This is a genomic window from Microbulbifer sp. GL-2, assembly GCF_007183175.1.
Taxonomy (GTDB): domain Bacteria; phylum Pseudomonadota; class Gammaproteobacteria; order Pseudomonadales; family Cellvibrionaceae; genus Microbulbifer.
Genome location: NZ_AP019807.1, coordinates 3,181,560 through 3,205,302, shown reverse-complemented (window position 1 = coordinate 3,205,302; position 23,743 = coordinate 3,181,560). Strand labels below are relative to the sequence as shown.

General features: G+C 51.9%; 29 protein-coding genes. 13 read left to right on the top strand and 16 right to left on the bottom strand.

What is annotated here, in order from left to right; translation table 11 throughout:
- Positions 1-20: 20 nt before the first annotated feature.
- The 5 genes from GL2_RS13985 to GL2_RS13965 are packed head-to-tail and all read right to left on the bottom strand — an operon-like array spanning position 21 to position 4,700.
- Entirely contained in the window at positions 21-959 is a 939-nt protein-coding gene (locus GL2_RS13985; protein WP_143731241.1) for a class I SAM-dependent methyltransferase, read from the bottom strand.
- Entirely contained in the window at positions 960-2,108 is a 1,149-nt protein-coding gene (locus tag GL2_RS13980) for an ATP-NAD kinase family protein (protein ID WP_143731240.1), read from the bottom strand. It lies immediately after the preceding gene.
- Positions 2,099-3,229: a 4-phosphoerythronate dehydrogenase gene (locus tag GL2_RS13975; protein ID WP_143731239.1), complete on the bottom strand. Its 1,131-nt coding sequence runs from the start codon at positions 3,227-3,229 to the stop codon at positions 2,099-2,101. The genes GL2_RS13980 and GL2_RS13975 overlap by 10 nt, the downstream gene beginning before the upstream one ends.
- Positions 3,226-4,119, bottom strand: a complete 894-nt coding sequence (locus GL2_RS13970) for a 5'-3' exonuclease H3TH domain-containing protein (protein ID WP_143731238.1) — start codon at positions 4,117-4,119, stop codon at positions 3,226-3,228. Before GL2_RS13970 ends, GL2_RS13975 begins: the two co-directional genes overlap by 4 nt.
- The gene (locus GL2_RS13965; protein ID WP_232053624.1) at positions 4,116-4,700 is read right to left on the bottom strand and encodes an elongation factor P hydroxylase; all 585 of its coding nucleotides are present in this window, start codon (positions 4,698-4,700) and stop codon (positions 4,116-4,118) included. Before GL2_RS13965 ends, GL2_RS13970 begins: the two co-directional genes overlap by 4 nt.
- 292 nt (positions 4,701-4,992) lie before the next feature.
- Here GL2_RS13965 and GL2_RS13960 point away from each other — a divergent pair, with 292 nt between their 5' ends.
- On the top strand, positions 4,993-5,679 hold the full coding sequence (locus tag GL2_RS13960) for a hypothetical protein (RefSeq protein ID WP_143731237.1): 687 nt from the start codon (positions 4,993-4,995) through the stop codon (positions 5,677-5,679).
- 110 nt (positions 5,680-5,789) lie between these two features.
- Here the strand turns inward: GL2_RS13960 and tusA are convergent, their stop codons facing one another.
- Positions 5,790-6,020: a sulfurtransferase TusA gene (gene tusA / locus GL2_RS13955; RefSeq protein ID WP_143732900.1), complete on the bottom strand. Its 231-nt coding sequence runs from the start codon at positions 6,018-6,020 to the stop codon at positions 5,790-5,792.
- A 113-nt stretch (positions 6,021-6,133) separates the two neighbouring features.
- Here tusA and GL2_RS13950 point away from each other — a divergent pair, with 113 nt between their 5' ends.
- Positions 6,134-6,421 (top strand): antibiotic biosynthesis monooxygenase, encoded by a 288-nt coding sequence (locus GL2_RS13950; protein ID WP_143731236.1) that lies wholly within the window; start codon positions 6,134-6,136, stop codon positions 6,419-6,421.
- Here the strand turns inward: GL2_RS13950 and GL2_RS13945 are convergent.
- The 4 genes from GL2_RS13945 to GL2_RS13930 form a co-directional block, all read right to left on the bottom strand.
- Entirely contained in the window at positions 6,396-7,034 is a 639-nt protein-coding gene (locus GL2_RS13945) for an alpha/beta family hydrolase (protein ID WP_143731235.1), read from the bottom strand. The genes GL2_RS13950 and GL2_RS13945 overlap by 26 nt on opposite strands.
- The gene (locus GL2_RS13940) at positions 7,027-7,251 is read right to left on the bottom strand and encodes a YheU family protein (protein ID WP_143731234.1); all 225 of its coding nucleotides are present in this window, start codon (positions 7,249-7,251) and stop codon (positions 7,027-7,029) included. The genes GL2_RS13945 and GL2_RS13940 overlap by 8 nt, the downstream gene beginning before the upstream one ends.
- 80 nt (positions 7,252-7,331) lie before the next feature.
- Positions 7,332-8,144: a class I SAM-dependent methyltransferase gene (locus GL2_RS13935; protein ID WP_143731233.1), complete on the bottom strand. Its 813-nt coding sequence runs from the start codon at positions 8,142-8,144 to the stop codon at positions 7,332-7,334.
- A 22-nt stretch (positions 8,145-8,166) separates the two neighbouring features.
- On the bottom strand, positions 8,167-8,466 hold the full coding sequence (locus GL2_RS13930) for an MTH1187 family thiamine-binding protein (RefSeq protein ID WP_143731232.1): 300 nt from the start codon (positions 8,464-8,466) through the stop codon (positions 8,167-8,169).
- Positions 8,467-8,597: 131 nt separating this feature from the next.
- Between GL2_RS13930 and GL2_RS13925 the strand changes: the two genes are divergently transcribed.
- From GL2_RS13925 to mnmC, 5 genes are all read left to right on the top strand, one after another.
- Positions 8,598-9,128 carry a glycine cleavage system protein R gene (locus GL2_RS13925; RefSeq protein ID WP_143731231.1) on the top strand — a complete coding sequence of 177 codons (531 nt, stop codon included), beginning with the start codon at positions 8,598-8,600 and terminating at the stop codon, positions 9,126-9,128.
- 94 nt (positions 9,129-9,222) lie between these two features.
- Entirely contained in the window at positions 9,223-9,693 is a 471-nt protein-coding gene (trmL, locus tag GL2_RS13920; protein WP_143731230.1) for a tRNA (uridine(34)/cytosine(34)/5-carboxymethylaminomethyluridine(34)-2'-O)-methyltransferase TrmL, read from the top strand.
- Positions 9,694-9,710: 17 nt separating this feature from the next.
- A complete protein-coding gene (gene fldB / locus GL2_RS13915) occupies positions 9,711-10,250 on the top strand; it encodes a flavodoxin FldB (protein ID WP_143731229.1) in 540 nt (179 codons plus the stop codon).
- Between the two features lie 13 nt (positions 10,251-10,263).
- Positions 10,264-10,692: a hypothetical protein gene (locus GL2_RS21950; RefSeq protein ID WP_232053623.1), complete on the top strand. Its 429-nt coding sequence runs from the start codon at positions 10,264-10,266 to the stop codon at positions 10,690-10,692.
- Positions 10,665-12,260, top strand: a complete 1,596-nt coding sequence (mnmC, locus tag GL2_RS13910; RefSeq protein WP_232053622.1) for a bifunctional tRNA (5-methylaminomethyl-2-thiouridine)(34)-methyltransferase MnmD/FAD-dependent 5-carboxymethylaminomethyl-2-thiouridine(34) oxidoreductase MnmC — start codon at positions 10,665-10,667, stop codon at positions 12,258-12,260. Before GL2_RS21950 ends, mnmC begins: the two co-directional genes overlap by 28 nt.
- Here mnmC and GL2_RS13905 read toward each other — a convergent pair.
- Positions 12,246-12,908 carry a DUF502 domain-containing protein gene (locus GL2_RS13905; protein ID WP_143731228.1) on the bottom strand — a complete coding sequence of 221 codons (663 nt, stop codon included), beginning with the start codon at positions 12,906-12,908 and terminating at the stop codon, positions 12,246-12,248. The genes mnmC and GL2_RS13905 overlap by 15 nt on opposite strands.
- A 9-nt stretch (positions 12,909-12,917) precedes the next feature.
- Between GL2_RS13905 and GL2_RS13900 the strand changes: the two genes are divergently transcribed.
- Positions 12,918-13,730: a glutaminyl-peptide cyclotransferase gene (locus tag GL2_RS13900; protein WP_143731227.1), complete on the top strand. Its 813-nt coding sequence runs from the start codon at positions 12,918-12,920 to the stop codon at positions 13,728-13,730.
- Here GL2_RS13900 and GL2_RS13895 read toward each other — a convergent pair.
- The gene (locus tag GL2_RS13895; protein ID WP_143731226.1) at positions 13,711-14,142 is read right to left on the bottom strand and encodes a hypothetical protein; all 432 of its coding nucleotides are present in this window, start codon (positions 14,140-14,142) and stop codon (positions 13,711-13,713) included. The two genes, GL2_RS13900 and GL2_RS13895, sit on opposite strands and share 20 nt — an antisense overlap.
- Positions 14,143-14,294: 152 nt before the next feature.
- Between GL2_RS13895 and recQ the strand changes: the two genes are divergently transcribed.
- Together recQ and GL2_RS13885 are read left to right on the top strand one after the other, a co-directional pair.
- Positions 14,295-16,097 (top strand): DNA helicase RecQ, encoded by a 1,803-nt coding sequence (recQ, locus tag GL2_RS13890; RefSeq protein ID WP_143731225.1) that lies wholly within the window; start codon positions 14,295-14,297, stop codon positions 16,095-16,097.
- Between the two features lie 102 nt (positions 16,098-16,199).
- Positions 16,200-17,711, top strand: coding sequence for a CoA-acylating methylmalonate-semialdehyde dehydrogenase (locus GL2_RS13885; protein ID WP_143731224.1), 1,512 nt, complete (start codon positions 16,200-16,202; stop codon positions 17,709-17,711).
- Positions 17,712-17,958: 247 nt separating this feature from the next.
- Here GL2_RS13885 and GL2_RS13880 read toward each other — a convergent pair whose 3' ends face one another.
- From GL2_RS13880 to djlA, 3 genes are all read right to left on the bottom strand, one after another.
- Positions 17,959-18,801 carry an OmpW family protein gene (locus GL2_RS13880; RefSeq protein ID WP_172621153.1) on the bottom strand — a complete coding sequence of 281 codons (843 nt, stop codon included), beginning with the start codon at positions 18,799-18,801 and terminating at the stop codon, positions 17,959-17,961.
- 445 nt (positions 18,802-19,246) lie between these two features.
- Positions 19,247-19,561 carry a BolA family transcriptional regulator gene (locus tag GL2_RS13875; RefSeq protein ID WP_143731222.1) on the bottom strand — a complete coding sequence of 105 codons (315 nt, stop codon included), beginning with the start codon at positions 19,559-19,561 and terminating at the stop codon, positions 19,247-19,249.
- A 77-nt stretch (positions 19,562-19,638) separates the two neighbouring features.
- The gene (gene djlA / locus GL2_RS13870) at positions 19,639-20,421 is read right to left on the bottom strand and encodes a co-chaperone DjlA (protein WP_143731221.1); all 783 of its coding nucleotides are present in this window, start codon (positions 20,419-20,421) and stop codon (positions 19,639-19,641) included.
- Between the two features lie 235 nt (positions 20,422-20,656).
- Here djlA and GL2_RS13865 point away from each other — a divergent pair, with 235 nt between their 5' ends.
- Positions 20,657-21,280 carry a hypothetical protein gene (locus GL2_RS13865; protein WP_143731220.1) on the top strand — a complete coding sequence of 208 codons (624 nt, stop codon included), beginning with the start codon at positions 20,657-20,659 and terminating at the stop codon, positions 21,278-21,280.
- A 182-nt stretch (positions 21,281-21,462) separates the two neighbouring features.
- Here GL2_RS13865 and GL2_RS13860 read toward each other — a convergent pair whose 3' ends face one another.
- Positions 21,463-22,332: a LysR family transcriptional regulator gene (locus GL2_RS13860; RefSeq protein WP_143731219.1), complete on the bottom strand. Its 870-nt coding sequence runs from the start codon at positions 22,330-22,332 to the stop codon at positions 21,463-21,465.
- Between the two features lie 94 nt (positions 22,333-22,426).
- Between GL2_RS13860 and GL2_RS13855 the strand changes: the two genes are divergently transcribed.
- Positions 22,427-23,080 carry a hypothetical protein gene (locus GL2_RS13855; RefSeq protein WP_143731218.1) on the top strand — a complete coding sequence of 218 codons (654 nt, stop codon included), beginning with the start codon at positions 22,427-22,429 and terminating at the stop codon, positions 23,078-23,080.
- Positions 23,040-23,720, top strand: coding sequence for a type 1 glutamine amidotransferase (locus GL2_RS13850; RefSeq protein WP_172621152.1), 681 nt, complete (start codon positions 23,040-23,042; stop codon positions 23,718-23,720). Before GL2_RS13855 ends, GL2_RS13850 begins: the two co-directional genes overlap by 41 nt.
- Positions 23,721-23,743 lie beyond the last annotated feature (23 nt).

Below are 23,743 nucleotides of genomic sequence, written 5' to 3'. Positions count from 1 at the left end.
TTCCCGAAAAAAACACGCCGCTATTTCTGGCGGCGGTATTTAACGTGCAGCATCTTTAATGCGGCATCCGGGTCCCGGTCGGGGAAGTCCGGGTTCTGTGCCAGACGCTGCACCACCTCATAGCCGCTGTCAGCACCGACGATCATTTCACGAAAATGCGCTTCACTATGACGTGGTGAATTGATCACCATCAATAAATCCGCTTCGTCCGCGAGGCAGACCGGCAGTTGTCGCAGGAGTTTTTCGTAATTTTGGCTTACATCAAAACGACCTTTCTGGCGGGTAGGCGGATCCACCACCCCCAGCTGGAAAGGGCCACGACGGTCAAAGCGCTTGAACTGGCGCAATGCATCGAATTGCAGGAACTGAATTCCTCGAAGAGATAAACCATTCACTTCATGGTTTTCACGGCCGCGATTTAATACTCCGCGATTCACGTCCACATTGACGATCTCAATATCCCCTGCGGCGCGAGCAACTGCAGAGAAGGCACAGGTAAAGGCAAACAGGTTGAGCATTTTCACTGGCCCCTGCTCCACCTGGGCACGAACCTGCTCTTCCAGCCAGGCACGCCCCGGCTCTATATCTAGAAAAAACCCGACATTCTGCCGCTCAAAGGTCAGTGGAAATTTCAATCCTCCACGCTGGGCTACCGGGTCCATCACAACTTCGCCACACTGCCATTCTATCGGGGCACCTGACTGATAACGACGCTGCGTGGCAATACCGAGATAACTGTGTGACTCTGCTATTTGCCAGAGTTTCTTGCACAGTTCATCCTCATCTTCATACCCTTCAAAAAACGTTACCAACAACGCTGGAAAAAAACTGTCGACACAAACCTGCTCCAGCCCTTCGTAGCAACGGCCACGTCCATGAAACAAACGCCGGCTGTCACTACCACCTTGCCTCAACTTGTATTCAACCTGCTCCAGCAGTTGCTGCCAATCGGTAGACACTCAAACTTCTCCGTTACTTAATGGATAAAGGATCGCATCACGGTAACCGGTAACAACCCGGATAAAACCGCTCCACTGACGATCCAGCTCTGGATCACCGCTGTCCAGCAACAGTGGACAGCCTCCCAGTTCGGTTATTTTGGTTTTAGTAGCGACAACTATTAAATTATCACGGCCAACTTCGCGCAGTACTTTCGGGGAGAACTGCTGATTACCCCGGCCGATAAGGTGACCCTGGCCACCGATTGCAGTGAGCAAAATTTTTACTGGCCCACTGTGCCCGGCAATTGCTGTTTCAATCTGCGGAGCACTCACATCCGCCTGCAGCAGAGCGCCATCGCAAAGCAAGTCTACTCCCAGCAAAGTCCCCTCACAGCCCAGATCATTCAATATTGCCAAAGTGGTGGAACCTGGGCCAACGATATACAAAGTATCCGGGTCCAACTCTTCCGTGATTTCAGCGGCGATATCTGCCACCGCCAATTCTTCCACTTCGCGCCCGGCATTTTTAACGGCCTGTAGGAAATGTCCTTCCTGGGGCACCAACAGCTCGCCGTAATAGCGCGTACTCACCCTGCCCTGGCGAAAAGACTGCTCATTTATATCCCGCACTTCGCGCTCGCCCAAATCCACCAGTTGCCCGGTCATCAAGCGCCATAAAACCTCGCCACCAGCCTTGGGGGAAATAGCAAAACAGGCGGAGTGCATTTTCACCCCGGCGGGAATACCCAGCACCGGAAAGTTATTTCCCAGGGCATTAACGATATTGCGCGCGGTGCCATCTCCACCGATAAAAACAATCAGGTCAGCCCCGGCATCACGGATAGTTCTGGCTGCTTTTTCGGTATCTGCGGGTGTCGAGGGAAAAGAGTCGGCGACGCCTACTTCGCAAACAGAAAATCCCAATGTCCTGGCTGTGGTCGCTCCCATGTCGCCAGCAAAACACAGGATTTCCAGCTGATCCCGAAAGGGATTCAATGCTTCAAGGGCAATAGCGGCTCGCTTGTGAGACTGCGGCTCTATACCAGCTGCCAGGGCCTGCGCCACTGTTTCAGCACCGTCACTACCCTTTAGCCCAGCTGGGCCACCGATGCCGGCCCAGGGGTTGATAATCAGCCCGAGCTTTTTAACCTGCTTACCTAGTTGCACGAGAGCCCCAACACCGAAAGTTGTCCTTTATCATATTCACTAAAGTGATGCGCTGACGCGCTGTAATGGGAGAACTCCAAGCGCTCGGGATATTCTCGGCGCAGGCGATCAAAGGCTTTAGCCATTGGCTCAGTGCCTTCCGCAACAGCGCGCAAGCGACTATCGTCATTGCGAGGATCGTACATTTGCAATAGTAACTCTGCCGGGGTTACACCAGATCCAACTTGTTGCTTTGCAGATTCATCACGTCCGCCCCCATCCACTACCGGCAGTGCCAAATCCAGTGCACTGGATAGTGCTTCACGAATCATACGGGTACCGGCAAGCTTGCCATCCAGGCTATAGCCGGCGATATGCGGGGTGCCCAAATCTACTAATTTCAACAGCTCCTTATCGATACCCGGCTCGTTTTCCCAGACATCCAGCACGGTGCGAAAACGTCGCTCTTTTTGCAGGAGTTGAAGAAGTGCGCGATTATCAACCACCGCGCCGCGCCCGGCACTAATCAGTACGGCTCCATCGCGAATATGTGTCAACTGCTCCTCCCCAATCATATGCAGACTGGGGTATTGCCCACCTTTCACCAGTGGCGCATGCAGGCAAACAATATCCTGGCTAAGAACTTGCTCTAGAGAACCTGAGTCTGGATTATCGGGCAGCCAGGGGTCGTAAACGGCACAGGTCTCGTCAAGGCTATGCAGCCGTTTCTGCAGAAGGCCGCCCACATTGCCGCAACCGACTATTCCAAAACTGCGCCCCCGCCAGTCCATGCCCAGTCCCGCCAGGGCACAAAAGACATACTCCACGACCGAGTTGGCATTACAGCCTGGCGCCGCACTCCAGTAGATACCGTTGCGTTCCAGCCAATCAATATCCAAATGATCCGTGCCGATTGTGCAGCTACCTACAAAGCGCACCGGGGTACCCTCAAGCAAACTTTGGTTCACCCTGGTAACCGAACGAACCAGAAGAATATCCGCATCCGCCAATTGCTCTTGAGTCAAGGTTCGGCCTGGATAGCGCACCAGAGTACCCAGGTCGCCAAAATAGTGCTCAAGCGCTGGTATGTTCTCATCGGCAACGATCTTGAGGTCGGCACCCGATAAAACGTTGTCGGTCATACAGTTTCTCCATCTGCGCGACTCAGGGTGCGCTCAATTTTTCCAGTCAGGCCACCAATACCAAACTCCTCCGCCAGGGCCCTGGCCAGATAGATATCCACCGGTTGCGGCTGCAGGTCAGCGGCCTTGAGGTCAAGAGGGATATCTTCCGCTAGGCTGGTCAGGCGTTTGGCCAGGCGCAACTGTTCTTCAAACTTATCAAGTCGCAGGGCAACCCCCTTAGCGCCGCGGATAGGCAGAGACGCCACCTTATCGAGTTCAGCCAGAAGCACCTCGATATCATCAAAGACTGCCAGTAATCGCGCAGCCGTCTTGGGGCCAATACCTGGGATACCGGGAATATCGTCACTGGTATCTCCCACCAGGGCCAGATAGTCAGGAATCTGTGCTGGGCGCACACCAAACTTGCGCTCCAGAGCATCGCTATCCATATGCCGATCCGCAGCAAAATCCCATAGGGAGGAGGCACCACGGGCAAGTAGCTGCCCCAGGTCCTTATCGCGACTCACCACAATCGGTTTGTGCTTATATAGTTTGCGGGTCAGGGTGGCCAGGATATCGTCTGCTTCATACCGTTCACTGGAAAAGCTGGCGATACCCAGCGCCTCCGCCATCTCCCGGCAGGCCGCCAGCTGGAAGGCCAGAGCCTCATCAGGCAGGGCGCGACTGCATTTATAGTCCGGGTAGAGTTCATTGCGGAAGCAGCTGCCCAGGGATTCATCGAATGCGCAGGCAATATGGTGCGGTTTTCGCGCCAGCATATCCAACAGGAAATTGGTAAAGCCGTAAACCGCCTCGGTGGTATAGCCACTGCGGCTTTCCCAATTGGGCGGCAGAGCGAAGTAATAGCGGAAGATATAGACGGAGGCGTCGATTAGGTAGCTGCTCACGATAACTCCACCAATCGGTAAGCTTTGGCATTGAGGGGGTCCGGCTGACCAAACTCCCCCGCCAGGTCCAATGCGAAAGTATGGGCGCGGGCATTGGGGCCTTTGGCACAGTACTCTTGCACTTGTTTCCATATCGCGGCTTTGAAGTTGTCACTGGCCCCCAGACCGCTCTCCAAATTATCGGTACTGACCCGGAACTTCAGGCCACAGGCGCGGGCAAATATCCACTCCAGGGCCTGGGGCTTGACCTCTACAAGCTCAAACCTGGCCTGCTGTCCAGCCGTGCGCCCATCTGGCGCATACCAATAGCCGTAATCCGGCATCTGACGACGCTCCGCTCCCGCCACGCACCAGTGGGCCACTTCATGCAGCGCGCTGGCTGGGTAGTCACGGGTAAACTCGACTAAATGGTGACTTTGCGCTCCTCCTGCGGGCCGGTAAAAGGGCTCGGGAAAACCGCCGCAAAGTCGGGTATTGAGCCCTTCGGGGTCGGAAAAACAGCGATTAAATACCTTGGCGATACGCTCTGCCAAGGGCTCGACTGTAGAAACTGGAGCCATTTCTAGGTTAGGAACGGGCAAGGTGTTCTCCGCGGTACCGCAAAGGCGGGGACTATATCAACGCGGGCGCCCCGATCAAAGCCACGCCCCCTTAAAGCCGCCTGACGCGGCTGGTTGTATTTCCGCAAATCAACATATACCTTTACTGACAGGGATGCCGCCAGGGCAACGACCCTTGCAGCGGACTCCCCGAGGAGGGATAAAGCACTCAAATACCCTCCTGCCCCGGTCTTCCTTCAGAAATAGGGCATTGGCAGTCGCACCTTTGTCTGAGTGGAGACGGTAAACAACCGGCCCTGCCAGGAGGTGTTCCATGACAGACCACAGCAACAACAATGTGGTTGACCTCTTCACCGGCGAGCCGATCGAAACTTCTGCGGACAGGCGCTTTATCCGTCTTTCGCCGGAGCTCGACGGCTTGGAAATGCTCTACTCAAACAACTCCAGCGGAACAGATCTCTACAGCCTGAAAGTGCTGTGCTGGGGACTCAAAGCGAACGGCGAGGTTGTAGGCCTCGTCCCCTGGTTAAACTCCATAGTGGCCTGTCCAGACATCAAGGACCCTTTAGACGGACGATTTGAGGGCTACTACGATCCCGGCATTGAGGAAATATTTCACCACCCCCCCATTCACAAAGTCGTCGAGCTGGAGACTGCGGCGGAGTACTTTGAGTATGAAAGTAATAAAGCTGAGGAAGTACTGCAGGAAATACCCGATACCATTGGCACCCATGCGGTATTTATGGACGAGGACCGGGAGAACCTGACGCTGATCGAGGTCATCAGCTGGCGCCTGCACGCCGACGGCATCATCCACGGTATGCTGATCGACCATGATATTGTCGAGACAACCCCGGTTCTACCGGGTGACCATTGCCTATACCCTGCGCAGGAGAGTGTGGGCTTTCGCTACTTTTTCCAACATCACATCGCCAACAAAATCAAATCCGAGGATCCGGAGGCATTAGCCGCTATCGCCGCTCTGGTAACGGCGCCATAACCTATTCGACCGACCAGTTAGTCGGCAGAGGTTGAGTATTGAAGCAGGAGTGTGTTGTCGTCCCACCCGGTCGTTGCGGGGCTGGGGCGGCAGCAATCAATTGCGAATCACTATTCCGCTTTCCTGATCCAGTAAACAAATTCGTCATTTTCCTCCGCGTGCTGGACCAACTCATAGCCGAGAAACTGACAGAACTTAGGCACATCCCTCTGGGTAGAGGGGTCTGTGGCAAGCATTTTCAATACTTCCCCATCGGTGACATTACGCACCGCTGAGTGCAGCATCATTACGGGCTCCGGGCACAAGAGGCCACGTGCATCGAGGATGTGATCAAACTTCATATGAGTAATTGTGCGCAATTTAGAGGATTCCGTCACCTGAAAACTGGCAGCGGCCTCTTTCCCTGGCAGGCGCGCTAAAATCCACTAAGGCCCTATCGCGGTTTGAGTACACAATGATTTACGTTTTGATTGAGCGGGAGATCGCTGCCGAGATGCAAAGTAGCTACGAGGAGGCGGCGCGCAAGGTGCTGACCTGCGCCTACCGCACCGTTGGCTTTATCGAAGGGCAGACCTATATCGAGAAGGGCAACCCCCTGCGCCGCTTCACCTTGTCAAAGTGGCAATCTGAGCTGCACTGGCAGCATTGGTACACTAGCGAGGAGCGCCGCGCGCAAATGGCGATGCTGAGCCCCCTGTTGGTTCAGGAGGAGCGCGTTACAGTCTTGGAGACCGCAGCATAAATCGCGCCACCACTTCTACCGCGGACTGCCAGTGCCCCACTTGGGTAAAACCACTTGCGCGACGGGGCTTAAAGTCGTGGTCACCATCCTCCAGCCATTCAATCTCAATAGCATCAGCCAACCCGTAAGCTTCTACTTCTACACGATTGCCGAGCGGGTCCCTGTCTCCTTGTACAATCAGCACCGGGCAGGAAATATCCTTAAGGTGCTCTGTACGCAGCTTGTTCGGTTTTCCCTGGGGGTGGAATGGGTAACCCAGGCAAGTAAGCCCCACGATCAAATCCTCGGCAAAGCACTCTTCGGCAAGCAGGCTCGCCACACGCCCCCCCATGGACTTACCACCAATGAACAGCGGCAAATCACCAGAAAAGCGCTCGATCTGCTTGCGGAAACACTCCTGTAGCTGGGGCATTCTGTCTGGTGGACGTTTGCTGCCGCCAGTGCGACGCTGGGCCATATAGGGAAATTCGAAGCGCACCACTTCTATACCCTGTTCACACAGTCCCTTGGCCAGTGCTTGCATAAACCCACTATCCATAGGTGCGCCAGCACCATGGGCAAACAGGAAACGTGCATGGGGTGATCCGGGGCTGTCCATCAGTTGCTCAGACATCTGTGGACAGGTCCTCGCTCAATACCAGATTGACGCTCTCTTCATCCGGCTCAAACCAGATTACTATTTCCTTGGACTGCAACTGACGGCGCAGGCTTGCGACCTTTTCTTTCAGCTCCACCTCGCACTCGCCATACTCGGTACCCTCACGGGTGGCGTACTCTTCCAACAGGTTTTGCAAAGTGCTGGAATCCAGCTGTTCAAAAGGAATGATCATACAACTATCAAGTAGAGTGAAGTGGGAGCGGCGTTTACCGCTCCCAATATTTACGACATCAAAAAGGGAAAATTAAAAAATCAGGACTGGGGCTTGCGGAAACGCAGGGTCATGCGATCACTTTCGCCAATAGCCAGGTACTTATCTTTATTTTCATCGCCCAGTCGCAGGGAGGGCGGCAGGGTCCAAACGCCTTTCGGGTGCTTGGCGGTATCTTTCGGGTTGGCATTCACTTCGCTGGCTTCTTCCAGCTCAAAGCCCGCCTTCTTGGCTACTTCAATTACATACCCCTGGGTGACATAACCGCTTTTGATCATGTCCTCCATGCTGGTACCTGGCTTTGCACGATGCTCAACAACACCCAGGATACCGCCAGGCTTCAGGGCAGAGAAGAAGCTGGCAAATGCCTTATCCTGATAATCCCGGTACATCCAGTTATGCACATTGCGGAAGGTTACTACAGCGTCGGCACTGCCCGCTGGTGCGATCTCACGACCGGTCTGCGGGGAGAATTCGGTAACAACTACGTTTTTATAAGCTTTCTCATTACCCGCCAGCTTTTCCTTAAAACTTTTCAAGGAACGCTGGTAATAAGCGGACTCACTGTCTTCAGGAAAGTGTGCTGCGTAGAGCTTGCCTTTCTCGCTCAGATAAGGCCCGAGAATCTCCGTATACCAGCCACCTCCGGGAGTAATTTCCACCACAGTCATATCTGGCTTAATCCCGATAAAAGCAAGGGTTTCTGCAGGATTGCGGTACTGGTCACGCGCAGTGTATGCCTTGCTGCGCTGATCCCCCTTGATTACCGAATTCAAATCGGCTGCCTGTGCCCCGGCACTCAGGGCCAGAACGCCAGCAAGGGCTACCAGGGATTTCTTGATATTGATCGTCATAATCGTTCCTGTTTTGTTATCGTTAATCCAGCTTCGATCGCACACTGTCGATCTTATCCTGTAATGACTGGTCCCGGTCTATACGAGTTCCCAATTTCAGACTGGTGGTGATGCGCTCAGCGCCCATAGCATGCACCCGCTCATGGCAGGCCTTTACCGCAGCCATCACTTCATCCCACTCTCCTTCAATGTTGGTGCCATAGGCATGTAAATGGTGAGTGAGTCCGGCCTCTGCCAGCGCTTTCTCACATTCCGCAACATACTTACTTACGGACACCCCCACTCCCATGGGAATCACACACAAATCGGCAAGTACCTTCATCGACAGTCCCTCGCAAAGTTACCCGGTACGGGTGTAAAAGATAATGGCTTTGAGATTGAGCGATAGAGTTATCCGACAAGATCCTATTACAATGTTTACAAATGGTCTCCAGTGAAGCAAAGGAATATTACATGCAACAGCATCTCGTTATCTCTATGATCTGTGACGACAAGCCCGGTGTTGTAGAGAAGCTTTCGGCAGTCATTGCTGATAACGGCGGCAACTGGGAAGACAGCCATATGGCGCACTTCGCCGGAAAATTTGCCGGTATTCTGCGTGTCGCAGTACCAGGTGACAAAAGTCAGCCTCTGAAAGAAGCCCTCGCAGCGCTTACCCAAGCAGGCTATAACCTGTTGATCGAGGATGCCGTAGCAGTTTCTGCCTCGCCACAGCAGACACTGACACTAAAGCTGGTCGGTAATGACCGTCCAGGCATAGTACGCGAGATCTCTCGCGCCCTCACTGTCCACCATATCAATATGGAACAGCTGGAAACCACCTACGGCAGTACCCCATGGAGTGGTGAGCCGCTATTCAGTGCCGAATGCATTATTAGTGTGGACGAAGATATGGATCTCGATGGCCTGCGCGACGAACTCGATCAGATTGCCAACGAGCTGGGGGTGGAGATCGACTGCGAGGAGATCGCCACCCCCCTCTAATTGTGGAATAATCCGCATCTACATGAGACCGGGCACTTCCGCCCGGTCCAATTCAGCCAAGCCATACAGCGCCGCCACAGGCGACTACCAGCGAATGTTCAAGATTGTTCTATACCAACCGGAAATTGCCCCCAACACCGGTAATATTATTCGCCTCTGTGCCAATACTGGCGCCGAGTTACACCTGATTGAGCCCCTCGGCTTCGATATGGATGATAAGCGCCTGCGCCGCGCCGGCCTCGATTACAGTGAGTACAGTCGCGTGGTTCGCCACCGAGACTGGCAGGCATTCCTAGAAAACGAAAAACCGCCAAGGGTACTAGCCCTCTCTACCAAGGGCAGCCACAACCACACCTCAGTGGGGTATAAAGATGGCGACGCCATCGTCTTCGGTCCCGAGACCCGTGGTCTGCCGGCTGAATTTCTACAGGAAATAGGCCTGCAAAATACCCTGCGTATCCCCATGCGTGCAGAGAGTCGCAGTATCAACCTATCCAATGCCGCCGCCATCGTTATTTACGAGGCCTGGCGGCAACTGGATTTTAGCGGCGCCATCGCCCAGTAGTAAGAAGTTCACTTGTTATGCAAAGCTCCCAAGCCCCGATTGGACTCTTTTACGGCTCCAGTACCTGCTACACCGAAATGGCTGCGGAGAAAATCCGCCAGTGTATCGGCCCCCAATGGATCGACCTGCACAATGTGGCTGAGGTGGATATCGCTCTGATCGAGAATTATGACTTCCTGCTCTTTGGCATCCCCACCTGGGACTATGGCGAACTACAGGAAGACTGGGAAAATAACTGGGACGATCTGGCACAACTGGACTTGCACGGCAAAACTGCAGCCCTATTCGGCCTCGGTGACCAGGAGGGCTATCCACAGTGGTTCCAGGACGCCCTTGGTTACCTGCACGCTCAACTGCAAGCTTGCGGAGCCCGTATGGTAGGTTACTGGCCGGCGGAAGGTTATGAGTTTGAGGAATCCAAAGGCCTCACTTCTGATGGCAATCAGTTTGTGGGCCTCGCTCTCGACGAGGAAAACGAATTCGACCTCACTGAAGAGCGTGTCCTGCGCTGGTGTGAGCAGGTGATGCGCGAGTTCGGCCTGCAGGACAAAGCCTGATGGAATCACTGTTGTGAGCGGCCCCAGTAAAAAGCACGCGGATATCGAGTGGCGTGAAGATGGCCAGCCCCTGTCCCGCGCCTACGACGATATTTACTTTTCCACGGCCTCCGGCCTGGAGGAGACACGCTATGTATTCCTCCAACAAAACTCTCTCACAGAGCGCTGGGCAGAACTCGCAGAAAACAGCATATTTACTATCGGCGAGACCGGCTTCGGCACCGGCCTGAACTTTCTTGCCACCTGGGAGTTGTGGCAGAAAACTGCCCCCATGAGCGCACGCCTGCACTTTATCTCCGTAGAGAAATTTCCACTGCAATCGCAGGACCTGAGCCGCGCGCTGGAACTCTGGCCACAACTGCAACCATTTTGCCAGCAGCTAATTAACAATTACCCCCCCTGCTGGCCGAGGGCATGCACCGGTTACAATTCGGCCAAGTGAGCCTGACCCTGATAATCGGAGAAGCCAGCGAGGCCCTGGGCAGCTTGCGACTGGAGCAGGAATCCCGCGATCGATTGGTGGATGCCTGGTTCCTGGATGGCTTTGCTCCAGCCAAAAATCCGGACATGTGGACTCCGGAATTATTTACGGCTATGGCCACCTTAAGTAAATCTGGCGCTACTTTTGCCACTTTCACCTGTGCAGGATTGGTCAAGCGCAGCCTCCGCGATGCTGGCTTTAAGCTGCACAAAGTGCCCGGATTTGGCCGCAAGCGGGAGATGTTGTGCGGCTCGCTGGAGGAACTTCATCCCGGCGAGATCACCACCACTCCCTGGCACCTGCCGACAAGGGCCCCACAAAAACCACAAACTGCGGCCATCATTGGCGGCGGTATCTCCGGCGCCACTACCGCCAGAGCCCTGGCTGAGCGGGGAATTCATGTACAGGTATTTGAGCGAGGGGAAAGCCCCGGCAGCGGTGGCTCAGGAAACAATCAGGGCATTCTCTACGGGAAGCTCTCCCCAAAGCCCGGCCCCAATGGCGACTTCAACCTGCACGCCCTGATGTTCGCCCAACGATATTATCGCCAGTATTGCCCCAAGGTTGCGCATTTCAGTGGCTTGCTGCAATTGGCCCAGACCGAAAAAGAACAACTGCTCCAGCAACAAATTGCCACAGCTCTTGAGGTATACCCAGAGCAAACCCTGGCCCGCGCAGTGACCGCTAAAGAAGCCAGTGAACTGGCCGGAGTAAGCCTGCCCTTCACTGGCCTCTACTTCCCTGATGCTGGGTGGTTAGAGCCACAGGAAGTCTGCAGTGCCCTTCTGGAGCATAGAAATATCGAAAGGCATCAAAGCAACAATGTAGAGCTGCTGGAGTTCTCTGGTAAAAGCTGGCTATTACAAACTGAAGGCAGCAAAATCGAAACTGAGATTGTAGTGCTCTGTGGCGCCAATGATATTCGCAATTTCGCTCCAGCGGCTGTCCTGCCCCTACGACCAATACGTGGGCAGGTAACCCGAGCACTGGCTACCGAAGCCTCCAGCAAGCTCAAAGTGGCGCTCTGTGGCGAGGGGTATATCACACCAGCATATGATGGCCGGCAAAGTTTTGGGGCAACATTCAAGCTCAAGGAAACCGCTACAGATCTGCGTGATAGCGAACACAGGGAAAACCTCGAGACCTTATCCGGCCTGCTGCCCGGAGTCGCCGAGGAGTTTTCGACCCAAACCCTTATCGGTCGCGCTGCCCTGCGCGCTGCTACACCAGATTACCTGCCTCTGGCCGGCCCTCTGCCCCAATGGAATTCCCTTGAGAATACCTACAGCGACCTGCGTAAAAACCGCAAGCTGCTCATCAACAAGCAAGCTGTTTACCAGTCGGGGTTATACGTAATGGGCGGACTGGGCTCCCGCGGATTTACCTATGCCCCGCTAACGGCAGAAATACTCACAGCCTGGATACTCAGCGAGCCAATGCCAGCCAGTGCGGACCTAGTTAAAGCCCTGCACCCGGCAAGATTCGCCATTCGCGATCTGGGTAAAAATCGCCATTCAAGCAGGGCCTGACCCTTCCGGTGTGTGTCCCCTCGCTTTTTCCGGGGACTTCGCCGGTGGCGCCAACAAATTGGCACTGCCAGCGCCACAGGCCACTACCGTCTTCATCGCAGCCTCCACAGTTATCCCGGGCAGTATTTCCACACACTCCGCCGGCACATGAAACACAAAACCGGAAGTCGGGACCGGGGCTGTAGGGACATAGACCGTCATATCCCCATTGGCATGCTGTGAAGTCACAATAGCGGTAACTGTTAAAGGATTACCGGCCCCATGAATACGCACTCGTGCAACAGGCCCAGACAACACACCATCTCCACCACCACCAATAAACTGCAGGACCAGGTCCTTAATGGTGCTATACCCCGGTGCCAAACGCCCCAACCAGTGATCCACATGGCGATGTAGCCAGTGACCGATGCTGGTTTTTACCAACAGGCCAATCAGGAAGCAGCTACCCAAAATCAGCGCTATCACTATAAGCCGCGCAAGGGTATCCTTAAATTCTGTGTGGGCCTCTAACCAGAGGACTGCAGGGGCCACAATTTCGCTGATTTGACCGAATAGCCACTGGAACAGCAGCACGAAGATGGCAATGGGCAACACTACCGCCAGACCACCCAAAAGGGTCAAGGTGACAAAGGTCTTTACTCTGGTCATAGATTTTTGATGTACCGACTAAGATTCCGCAGCTGGACACTGTTACTACTGTCTACTCTGTTGCCAATGGCAGCAGAGGCGCAACTCCAGTTGACCCCATTTTCTATCCTGGAAGAGCGCCAGCGCGGTGAAAACCACTTTACCCAAGGACTGTACTTCGACGGCCAGCGCTGGTGGGAGAGTAGTGGCCTATATCGCCGCTCCTGGCTTGCCGAGTATACCGACCCCTCAGCAAAACCCGTAAGACGCAAATGGCTGCCGCGCAAGCTTTTTGCCGAGGGCCTCACGGTTCACGGGGATAAACTCTACCTGCTTACCTATAAGGCCGGCGAGGCGCATGTCTACCGGACCAGCGATCTGCAACACCTGGAAGTCCACAACTATAGTGGCGAAGGTTGGGGTCTCACCAGCGATGGTACACATTTGATCATGAGTAACGGTAGTGGCGAGCTGACTTTCCGCAATCCTGATACCTTCAAGGTAGTGCGTCACCTCAAGGTACACGGTGGAGGAGAGCAGTGGTCAAACCTGAACGAACTTGAATTTGCCAAAGGCCTTATCTGGGCCAATATCTGGCAGGACAACCGCATCATCGCTATAGATCCAGAGGACGGTCAGGTACGTGGAGGTATAGACCTGCAGCGCCTGAACCCCGACATGCGCAATCACCCTGATACTGTGGCCAACGGTATAGCCTGGGACAAGGCCAAAAACGGCCTCTGGGTGACGGGAAAATACTGGAAGCAGCTCTACCTGATTCGCCCCCAGGGGCTTGGCTTTAAAAAGAAAGCACCCTCAGAAGTCAACGCCAATAATCAATGACGGTAAGCACTCCACCAGCGCGGATATAATCCATGGAAGAGAGCTGCAGCTGCAGACGAAAGCCATGGCCACGGCTCTGTAAACTGACGCCGTCCAGGCCACTCACCCCATCGTAGAGCATGGTTGACTGGCCATTGCCATCCCTCCACTGCACCCCCTCTACCTTTCGCATACCAGGTAGTTCGAGAGTAACCAGAGTAAAGCGCTCAGGCAGTGGCTGCAGCTCCACTTGTGCAATACCCGATGCGGTTGCCAGGGAAAGTACCAACTGGTTTTCCGGTGCAGAACGCCAACCCAGGTGAGTATCCGCCACAACCGACTGCGCTAAATTGCGCGGAGCACTGGAGGAACACCCCAAAGGCCCAACCAGAACAGTCAACCACAACACAAAATACAGGATCAATGTGCGCATAGCCCTATCCATAGCAGGTCGCCGTGATAGTGTGCGATTATAACCCGTGAATCATGTCACAAAATAAAAACTGTCATTGCAGAGTATTTCAAAGGAAAATCGACAAATAAACCCACCGCATAAACTTACCTCGCGGGGTATACTCCGCCGCCATGAACTCCCCACAACATATTCTCGAACATGTCTTCGGCTACACCAATTTCCGTGACCCACAAGAGGCGGTGATTGATACTTTGATGGCTGGAGAGGACGCCCTGGTATTGATGCCCACCGGCGGCGGCAAATCTCTGTGTTACCAGATTCCCGCCCTGGCCAGGCCCGGCTGCGGCGTGGTGATATCCCCGCTAATTGCACTGATGCAGGATCAAGTGGAAGCTCTACAAGAGGCCGGCATTCGCGCTGCCTTCCTTAATTCCTCCATATCTTATGATGAAATCCAGGCTATCGAGAGTCAGCTTTTACACGGCGAGCTGGACCTTCTCTACCTGGCACCAGAACGACTACTGCAACCGCGTACCCTGTCACTATTGCAGCGAATTGAGCTATCCATTTTTGCTATTGATGAGGCCCATTGTGTATCCCAGTGGGGCCACAACTTCCGTGCGGATTACCTGCATTTAAATTGCCTGCACGAACAGTTTCCCAGGGTACCCCGTATCGCCCTGACCGCCACTGCGGACAGGCGCACCCGAGCAGAGATTGCGCAAAGACTCGACCTTGAAACTGCGCGTCACTTTGTCAGCAGTTTCGACCGCCCCAATATCCAGTACCGCATTGAGCCAAAAGACAACCAGCGTCGCCAGGTGCTGCAGTTCCTGAAAAATGGACAGGATGGCAATGCCGGAGTTATCTATTGCCTGTCGCGTGCCAAAGTGGAAAGCACTGCTGAGTGGCTGAGCCAACAAGGTTATCCTGCACTACCGTATCACGCAGGCCTGCCAGCGGAGACCCGTGCTGAACACCAGCGTCGCTTTCTCCGCGAGGAGGGTGTCATCATTGTCGCTACCATCGCCTTTGGCATGGGGATAGATAAGCCGGATGTACGCTTTGTTATCCACCTGGACCTTCCCAAGAGTATCGAAGCCTATTATCAGGAAACCGGACGTGCAGGCAGGGATGGTGAGCCCTCTATCGCACTGCTGCTCTACGGTCTTGAAGACATAGTAAAGCTCGGGCAAATGGTGGATACATCTGAAGGCAGCGAGGAGCACAAACGTCAAGAGCGCGGCCGCCTTAACGCCATGTTGGGGCTGTGCGAAATCACAAGTTGTCGCCGTCAATCCCTGTTGCATTACTTCGCTGAAGAGTTGAAGCGGGCTTGTGGGAATTGTGATACTTGCCTCGAGCCTCCCGCCACCTGGGACGCCAGCGAAGCAGCAATCAAGCTACTCTCCTGTGTTTACCGCACCGGGCAGCGCTTTGGTGCCAGCCATGTCATTGATGTACTACGTGGCTCGGAAAACGAAAAGGTGCGCAAATTTGCCCACGACCAACTGTCCACCCACGGTATCGGCAAGGATCTTTCCGGCACTGAATGGCGCGCAATAGTAAGACAGCTCATTGTTCTCGACTACCTGGAAATAGAGGGCGAATTCCAGAGCCTCAAGCTTACCGAAATCTGCCGGCCACTACTGCGGGGGGAAGAAACCTTAATGCTGCGTAAACTACCGAAAAAAACGGTTCGCGCACATTCCCGCAATTCCACTAGTCTCGAAGATCTCGCCCCCGAAGAGCTGCCACTGTGGGAGGCCCTGCGTAACTGCCGTAAACAGCTGGCCGAAGAACGCGGTGTTCCTCCCTACGTGGTGTTTCACGATGCTACCCTACGCGGTATGGTAAAAGCCCATCCGCAAACCCGGGATGAACTGCTTGCTATTTCAGGTGTTGGCGATAGCAAACTTGAGCGCTTTGGCGATGTCTTCCTCGCTGTACTGAGGGACTTCCCCAAACAATAAAACTGTCTATCGCTCGGGATTTTTTCCACCTTGGGTTTACCTGTGTTAAAAAGGCGGAAAGAGGTAGAAAAATAACGCACAAATCCCGAGCGAGAAAACCCTATGAAAGTAATCGGTCACCTGGTTAATGGCGCCCTGATTCAAAATGACAATAATACTGCGCACTCCCGCCTGCAGGATGTTACCAACCCCTCCACTAACGAAGTCATTGGCAAGGTATCCCTAGCCACTAAAGCTACCGTAGAAGATGCTATTGCAGCCGCCGAAGCTGCCTACCCAGCTTGGCGCAACCTGCCCACCGCCAAACGCGTGCGAATTATGTACCGTTTGAAGGACCTATTGGAGCAAAATGCGGACAAAATCTGTGAGCTGATTACCCTTGAGCACGGCAAAGTATTAAATGATGCTATGGGTGAACTGCAGCGCGGTATTGAGAATATCGAATATGTCTGCTCAGCCCCAGAAATGCTCAAAGGGGAACACAGTAAAAATGTCGGCCCCGCCATTGATTCCTGGAGTGAGTTTCAATCACTGGGGGTCTGCGCAGGAATTACCCCTTTTAATTTCCCGGCCATGGTCCCCCTATGGATGTGGCCAATGGCCATTGCCTGTGGTAACACATTTATATTGAAGCCCTCTGAACGCACACCCTCTTCCGCCTTATTTATTGCTGAACTGGGAATTGAAGCCGGCATCCCTGCTGGAGTTTTGAATGTCATCAACGGCGATAAAGAGGCAGTGGATACACTTCTCACCGATAAACGCATCCAGGCGATCAGCTTCGTAGGTTCCACTCCCATCGCGGAATATGTCTACACCACTGGTTCCTCACACGGTAAAAGAGTACAGGCTTTCGGTGGAGCAAAAAATCATGCCATTGTTATGCCTGATGCAGACCTCGATAACGCCGTAGCCGCCCTGATGGGAGCCGCCTATGGCTCCTGTGGCGAACGCTGTATGGCGATTTCCGTAGCGGTCGCCGTAGGAAATGATACCGCCGATGCTTTGGTTACAAAGCTGAAAGAGCAAATTGTCGCACTAAAAGTCGGCGATGGTATGGATAACCAGAATGATATGGGCCCTCTGGTAACGCCCATACACCTTAAAAAAGTTGAAGGCCTTATCTCTGCAGGTATTGAGGAAGGAGCAACACTCGTTGTTGATGGCCGTGATTTGACCGTACCGGGTTTTGAACAGGGAAATTACCTTGGGGCCTGCCTGTTCGATCACGTAAAACCTGAAATGAAAATCCATAGCAGTGAAATATTTGGGCCTGTACTCTGTTTGATGCGAGTAGAAACCATGCAGGAGGCCATGGATATTATCGATGCCCATGAATATGGCAATGGAACTTGCCTGTTTACTCGCGATGGTGAAGCAGCCCGTTACTTCAGTGACAATATCAAGGTCGGTATGGTGGGAATCAATGTCCCCCTCCCAGTGCCCGTTGCACACCACAGTTTTGGTGGCTGGAAACGTTCACTATTTGGGGATCTACATGCATACGGCCCTGACTCAGTTCGCTTCTACACTAAACGAAAAACCATTACCCAGCGGTGGCCAGCGAACGGCGTTAGAGAGGGAACACAGTTTAGCTTCCCAAGTAATGGCTAGTTTAAAAGGATCACCAAAAACAGACCCACAGATTTCTAAAAAAATTTATGGAAGTCACTATTATTTGAAAATAAAAATGGAAGCATGCATAAAAGCTAGAAAAAATGAAGGGTAAGATCGGAAGAGAACAAGGGGAACCCAGATATAAATAGAAAATATCTCTTCACACTCCAACCCGGTCCAACAATAAATATTGAGAAAATAAAAAAGGGCGCCAAGCGCCCTTTTTTATTACAAAAAAGATTGATTACCAATGGAAATCAAACTTATAGCCCACACCGATATTAAAGACCCAGGGGTCAAACAGATAGTCACCACCAAATCTATGGCGGTAATCTATCTGATTTGGAACATCGGTAAAGAAAGTATCAACTTCAATATCAGTATCAACATCGAAGTAAATAAGAGCGAGGTTAATCAGCCAGCTACTGTCATGACCAAAATTAAAGTCAACACCAAGCTGCCAGGTGTATCCCCAATTATCACCCAAATTAAGCCGGCCAGCCCAGAATTCTTCCGCACCGGTAATCGGGTTAAACCAGCCCCAATCTCTTAAGCGCTCACTGCTGAAATCGGTATAGTTAAGACCAATTCCCATGTAAGGCTGTATCAAACAACTGGGGTCCAGAGGATACCAGTTCAGATAAGCCGCCGTCATCTGGGGTTCCCAGCGAGCAAAGTTACGGTTACGACCAAAGTCGCGGAGCCCAAACCGGTCGTGCCAACCACGACGGTCTCCACCAGTATGGCGGTCTCCGTCAGTGTAACTCAGTGAAACACCCCAGTGATCCATCGGTTTCCACTCAGCATTTATGAACCAACCCCATTCGTCACTTGGGTCGATATTCGTTCGAAAAGCGCCCCAATCACGATTGAAATTAGGGTTAAAGGGGTCTGGCCAGCGAAGCAAACTATCGGCAAAGGTTACATTATCCGAATTCGGAGAAATGTAAGCGCCGCCAATTCGGATCTTAAACTCCTGGGTGGGGGGTGGTGGTGGGGCATAACCAGCCGGTCCTGCCGAAGCGACACTAGAGATTGCTAAGGCGAGGGGCGTCATTACGGGGATCAGAATACGCGTCATCTTCATTTGTGGTAACTCCATTGAAATTCAGCAGATCAAACAGCAATCAGCCCAATCAATGGTCAGTCTAGTCGCACGAAAATACGGGTGTAGAAAAAACGTTCAATTGTTGGCGCCTAAACTTAGGTTTTTATTTTAATGGCGGATAGAAAATCATTTGGCGCGTAATTTTTTAGCAGGGAGGATTTTTTAGTGTGATTTTCACGCCTTACTTTAGTTTATCCTTGTATCACGAGTTTCACCCAAGTATTTCGGCTACACCATTTTCCATTCATGGAAAATGAATGCCAGGTGAACAAAAGCAACAGATATAAGAAGAAGCTCAAGATAAAAGAAAGAGCACTTTGGCGGCTGATTCAGAGGCTTCATATAGCCTCTGACTTGCGCTCTACACAGCCAAACTGGGATAGGAAGCTAACCACATAGTTAAAATTTATCAGGCGAATAATTGCTATCCGCCTTTGCTTTTACTTCCACCCTGGCATTCTGGGCTACTGGGTGCATCGCCTTCCCATTCATCTGGTGCATACGTATGAAGCGCAAGTGCATGAATAGGGCCTTCCATTTCATCAGAAAGGGCAGCATATACTTTCTGATGGCGCTGGACCTTTCTGGTTGACTTAAAAGTGCTACTTACTAAAACCACTCGAAAATGCATTTCAGATCCAGCTGGCACATTGTGCATATGACTTTCGCACTGAACATCAATGTACTGCGGATCAAATATGGCACTTAATTTTTCTTCTATCTGCTCTGCAAGACTCATAGGCTCTCTCAAAAACTCACCCTTTGGCTATTAAAATATTCTTTGACGAAAAGCATTGAGGCATTACCTCCCCGTGATCAAGTTACAACTTTTGCCTTATCTTTGCGTGCTTCGACAATCGCGTCATAGGCAACTGTGATGCTTTTCATTTGATCTTCCGCATGGCGCATAAATTCTTCAGGAAGACCTTTGGCGGCTATTTTATCTGGATGGTACTCAGCAGCCTTACGTCGATAAGCCAACTTCAAATCTCTATCGCTAGTTTCCGGTGAGCAACCGAGGACCGCGTAGTGCTGTTTCAGATCAGATACGCTATTTCCACCTCGTCGCTCAAATTCATTTTGCATGGCAGTAAAAAGAGACTCATGCAGGCCCAAGTCAACTGTGATTCGGCGTAAAATTTCTTCCTCAGTAGCATGTAGCTCTCCATCAGCGTAAGCAACGGCAAACAGAAGACGGTAAACCATTTCACGCATGGCTTGATTATGCACCAATACCCGGTACTGCCTGGCATAATCATAAATACTGTACTTATCGGTTTTGGCATTCTCAAAAATGCGAATGGCATGCTTACGCTCTTCCCCGCCAAGGCGGAGGTTATTTTGAATAAACTCCTCAATCAGCTGAACTTCAGCTTTTGACACAAGCCCATCGGCCTTGGCCATCTTCGCCAGCATGGAAAACAGGGTCACAATAAAAATGGTCTGGGCTCCGTCCCGGTTAAGCACCGCCTTTGCGCCACCAAGACGTCGCAGACCTGAACCAAAGGAGCTACCTACCCATGCACCCAAGGCTGCTCCAATGGGGCCGCCAAACATAAAGCCGAATCCGGCACCAATACCCGCCCCTAACCAGGACATACTCTCTCCTCCGAGCACCAGCCGGTACTCAAATATCAGATAGTTCTACTAAAAAACTCACACATAATACCACGCGAAAGATTGCGCCAAGATACATTCATGACCATACAGTCTAAAAATAACTGACTCCAGGCTGCTTTAAATGGTCTTCTCACCCTTATTTAGGTACCTGACTGCTCCTGACTATCTGCCACAATTAGGATGGGTATTCTCACCGGAATTGAGGTAGGACTGAATGGAACTGCGGCAAGCAGCATGCTTTTTACGCCATGTGACCATAAGCGCAGTGTTAATTATGGCTCTCACATCCTGCGAGAACCGGACAGACAAGTCTGGTCAAGCTCCAGAGACAAAGGCTCAAAACTCTCAAGTCGATACCATGGGGCATCAAGACTGGGAAACCATTGTAGAGGTTCTCCTGCATCCTCGATGCCTGAATTGCCACCAGCTGGAAATGCCCCTTATTAATGAAGGCTCTCCCCATATACCACGAGTGGCGCGGGGTCCTGGCAACATGGGGACAGGGACAATGCAGTGTGGCAACTGCCACTCCAACCAGAATAACCCTGTAACAGGTGCCCCCGGTGCTCCAGGCTGGGCTATGGCTCCAATTGAATTGAACTGGTCACATAAGTCCTCTGCCCAAATCTGCAAGCTCCTCACAACACCCCAAGATAACGGAGGCCGCTCACCAGATAGCCTACTGAAATTTATAAGTGAAAACCCCCTAGCCCTTTGGGGATGGAACCCGGGAGGTAAGCGGCAGCCTGTAAATATTCCCCATGATAAACTTGTTGAAGCAATGAAGGGGTGGATTGCCGCAGGAACTCCCTGCCCTTCTGAAGGAGCCACAAACTGAATCGCGCTTCTTAAAGTTGGCAGAAGTGAAAGCCGGGGCGCTGTTGCCAGCTTTTACTTTAACCGTAGAGTGTTCACGATAATAACTACAAGCGATAAGGTAGTCAGTTGACGATCCTGGAATCCATGAGAACTGCGATTACGCTTTAATTTGATCGTTAGTTAAAAAAGAGATCCAAGCAGTTAACCAGCTAATTTATCCAACCAATCGCCATCCCTGGCGACTATGTAAATATCCTCTAGAGCCTCCACTTTTTCTTCTTCAACTTGCACTTTTACCCCACCTATTTCCCCAATAAGAGTTTCAGGCAAAAAAGCGAGTAACCCGCCATTCAGCACAAGCCTACAGAGAACCCCATAGTCATTTACAACCACCTGCACTTTCCGCGAGAAGAGAGTCTCAGGCCATCCATCACTACCGAAACCCCGCTCTTCACCACAAAAGGGAGATATCCGTGGGGCTGCAAATGGGTATTTCAAAACCTCGGCGGTTGGTACTCTTTTCCCTGAGTAATCACCGATCACCAGTGGATGTTCAGGACCAGCCGCAACGCACATACAGGTTGAGCCAACACTACGCACCGTCATGGAGGGTGGTACCTGACCAAGAACAGCCCCAGTAATCAACGCAACATCCACCTCCCCACGGGCCAGCATTCTAAGGGCCAGAGATTCATAGGCCGAGGTATATGACAAGCGTACTCCCGGGTAGCCTGCAGCCAGTTTTTTCTGGAAAAGTGCAGCCCAGGTTAGCTGTAACATTGCCGGCGCAGCCACCCGGCATTCCGCATAGCTGTCAAAATTACCAACTTCCGCACGAGCCTTCCTGGCAATGGTAACAATCTCAATTGCGTGACTTTGCAGTCGGCGTCCATCATCATTGATTTTGAGCTGTTTCCCCACCCGATCAAATAGGCGAGTACCCAGCTCCTCCTCAAGGCGCCGCAGGATCTTACTCAGCCCCCCTGGAGTTGTATCTAGACGGTCCGCAGAGCGTTGCAGGTTCTCAGTAGTCGCAATAACAAGGAATTTCTCTAGCGCTTCTATTTCCATTTTGGAATCAAATATTGAAGAAAGTGAATCGATTGATCACTAATGTACGCTTAGAATTACTGACCTCCAAGAAAATATGGAAATGCACGTCAAAATGAACAAGACACTTCTAACCTGGATATTCTTTAGCCAGCTGGGCTTATGCCTGGTATTAGCTCCAGCATCAACTTATGGCGATGACTCAGTTGGAATTCATGGCATGGCGCTATTTTCTGTAAATGGACAGTTGATCGCCTCCCATATGCCTCTCCACGGAGGTCATCATAGCCACCAGGTAATTCTTACCCTAAAAACTGATAACCAAGAAAGCGTTAGTGATTTGGTCCAAGGCGCTAGGCTTTCTTCATTGCTTCCCGAGAAATTCTCCCTCAATAAATTACGCAACAGTAAACTGGACTCCTTCACTGCCAAGTTATTCGAGGGGCACTTTGAGCGTGATGGTAAAGCCTACCCCACCCCTTTCTCATTCAAAGTAACGGATAAGTTACTAGATCAACCTCTAAAGCGGGAGAGCAATGGGTACTATCAGATCGTACAGCTTAATAGCCTAAGTCTACTTGTTCATGAGATAGCTTCTGCTCCCAGCTTTGACCAGATATTAGTTGTTAGCGCCAATCCATCTTCCCCAAAAGAAATTTATAGTGGGAGTGAACAGCCACTCTCAGAGAATAATTGGCCGGAAAGCCTTGTAAAAGCAGGTATCCACTTTGAATCCCAATTATATTTTGAAAGTCAAGACTTCCAATAAGATGAGAAAGCCTATTCTGGTTATTCAGCACGAGAAAAACGAGGACCCAGGGTATATCACCGACTGGGCTCGAGAAAATCAAATACCCCTGAAAATAGTCAACCCCCAAACTTCACTATTACCCAAAAGTAACTTCAGTGGCGTAATTCTCTTGGGTGGAATGATGAACATCTGTGACCAGGAAGAACTACCCTGGCTAACCGATGAGATAGAATGGGTGAAGATTCAAATCCGTCAACCGACTCCCATACTGGGTATCTGCTTGGGTGCACAGATTCTTGCACATTCACTCGGAGCCAATATTCATCCTCTAGCGCATGAGGAAATGGGCTGGCAACCCATAAGGTCTACGCCTGACTGGAATATATCGACAAAAAAGGTTTTTCAAGCACATAGCTATTATTTCGAAATTCCACGCGGCGCCCAGTGCTTAGCTGAATCCGATTTATGCCCCCATCAAGCATTCATGCTGAATAAAAGGGTACTAGGACTGCAATTTCATTTAGAGTGGCCACAACAGAAAGTTGCTGAATTATTCCCAGATTTTTTCAAACGTCACGGCTCACCGAGTTACAATCATATCGCCAGTCGCGCCGCTTTATTCAGCCTGCTCAACAAACACTTTAAAAAAATAATTTAGGATCAACTAATTTTTAAAAATAT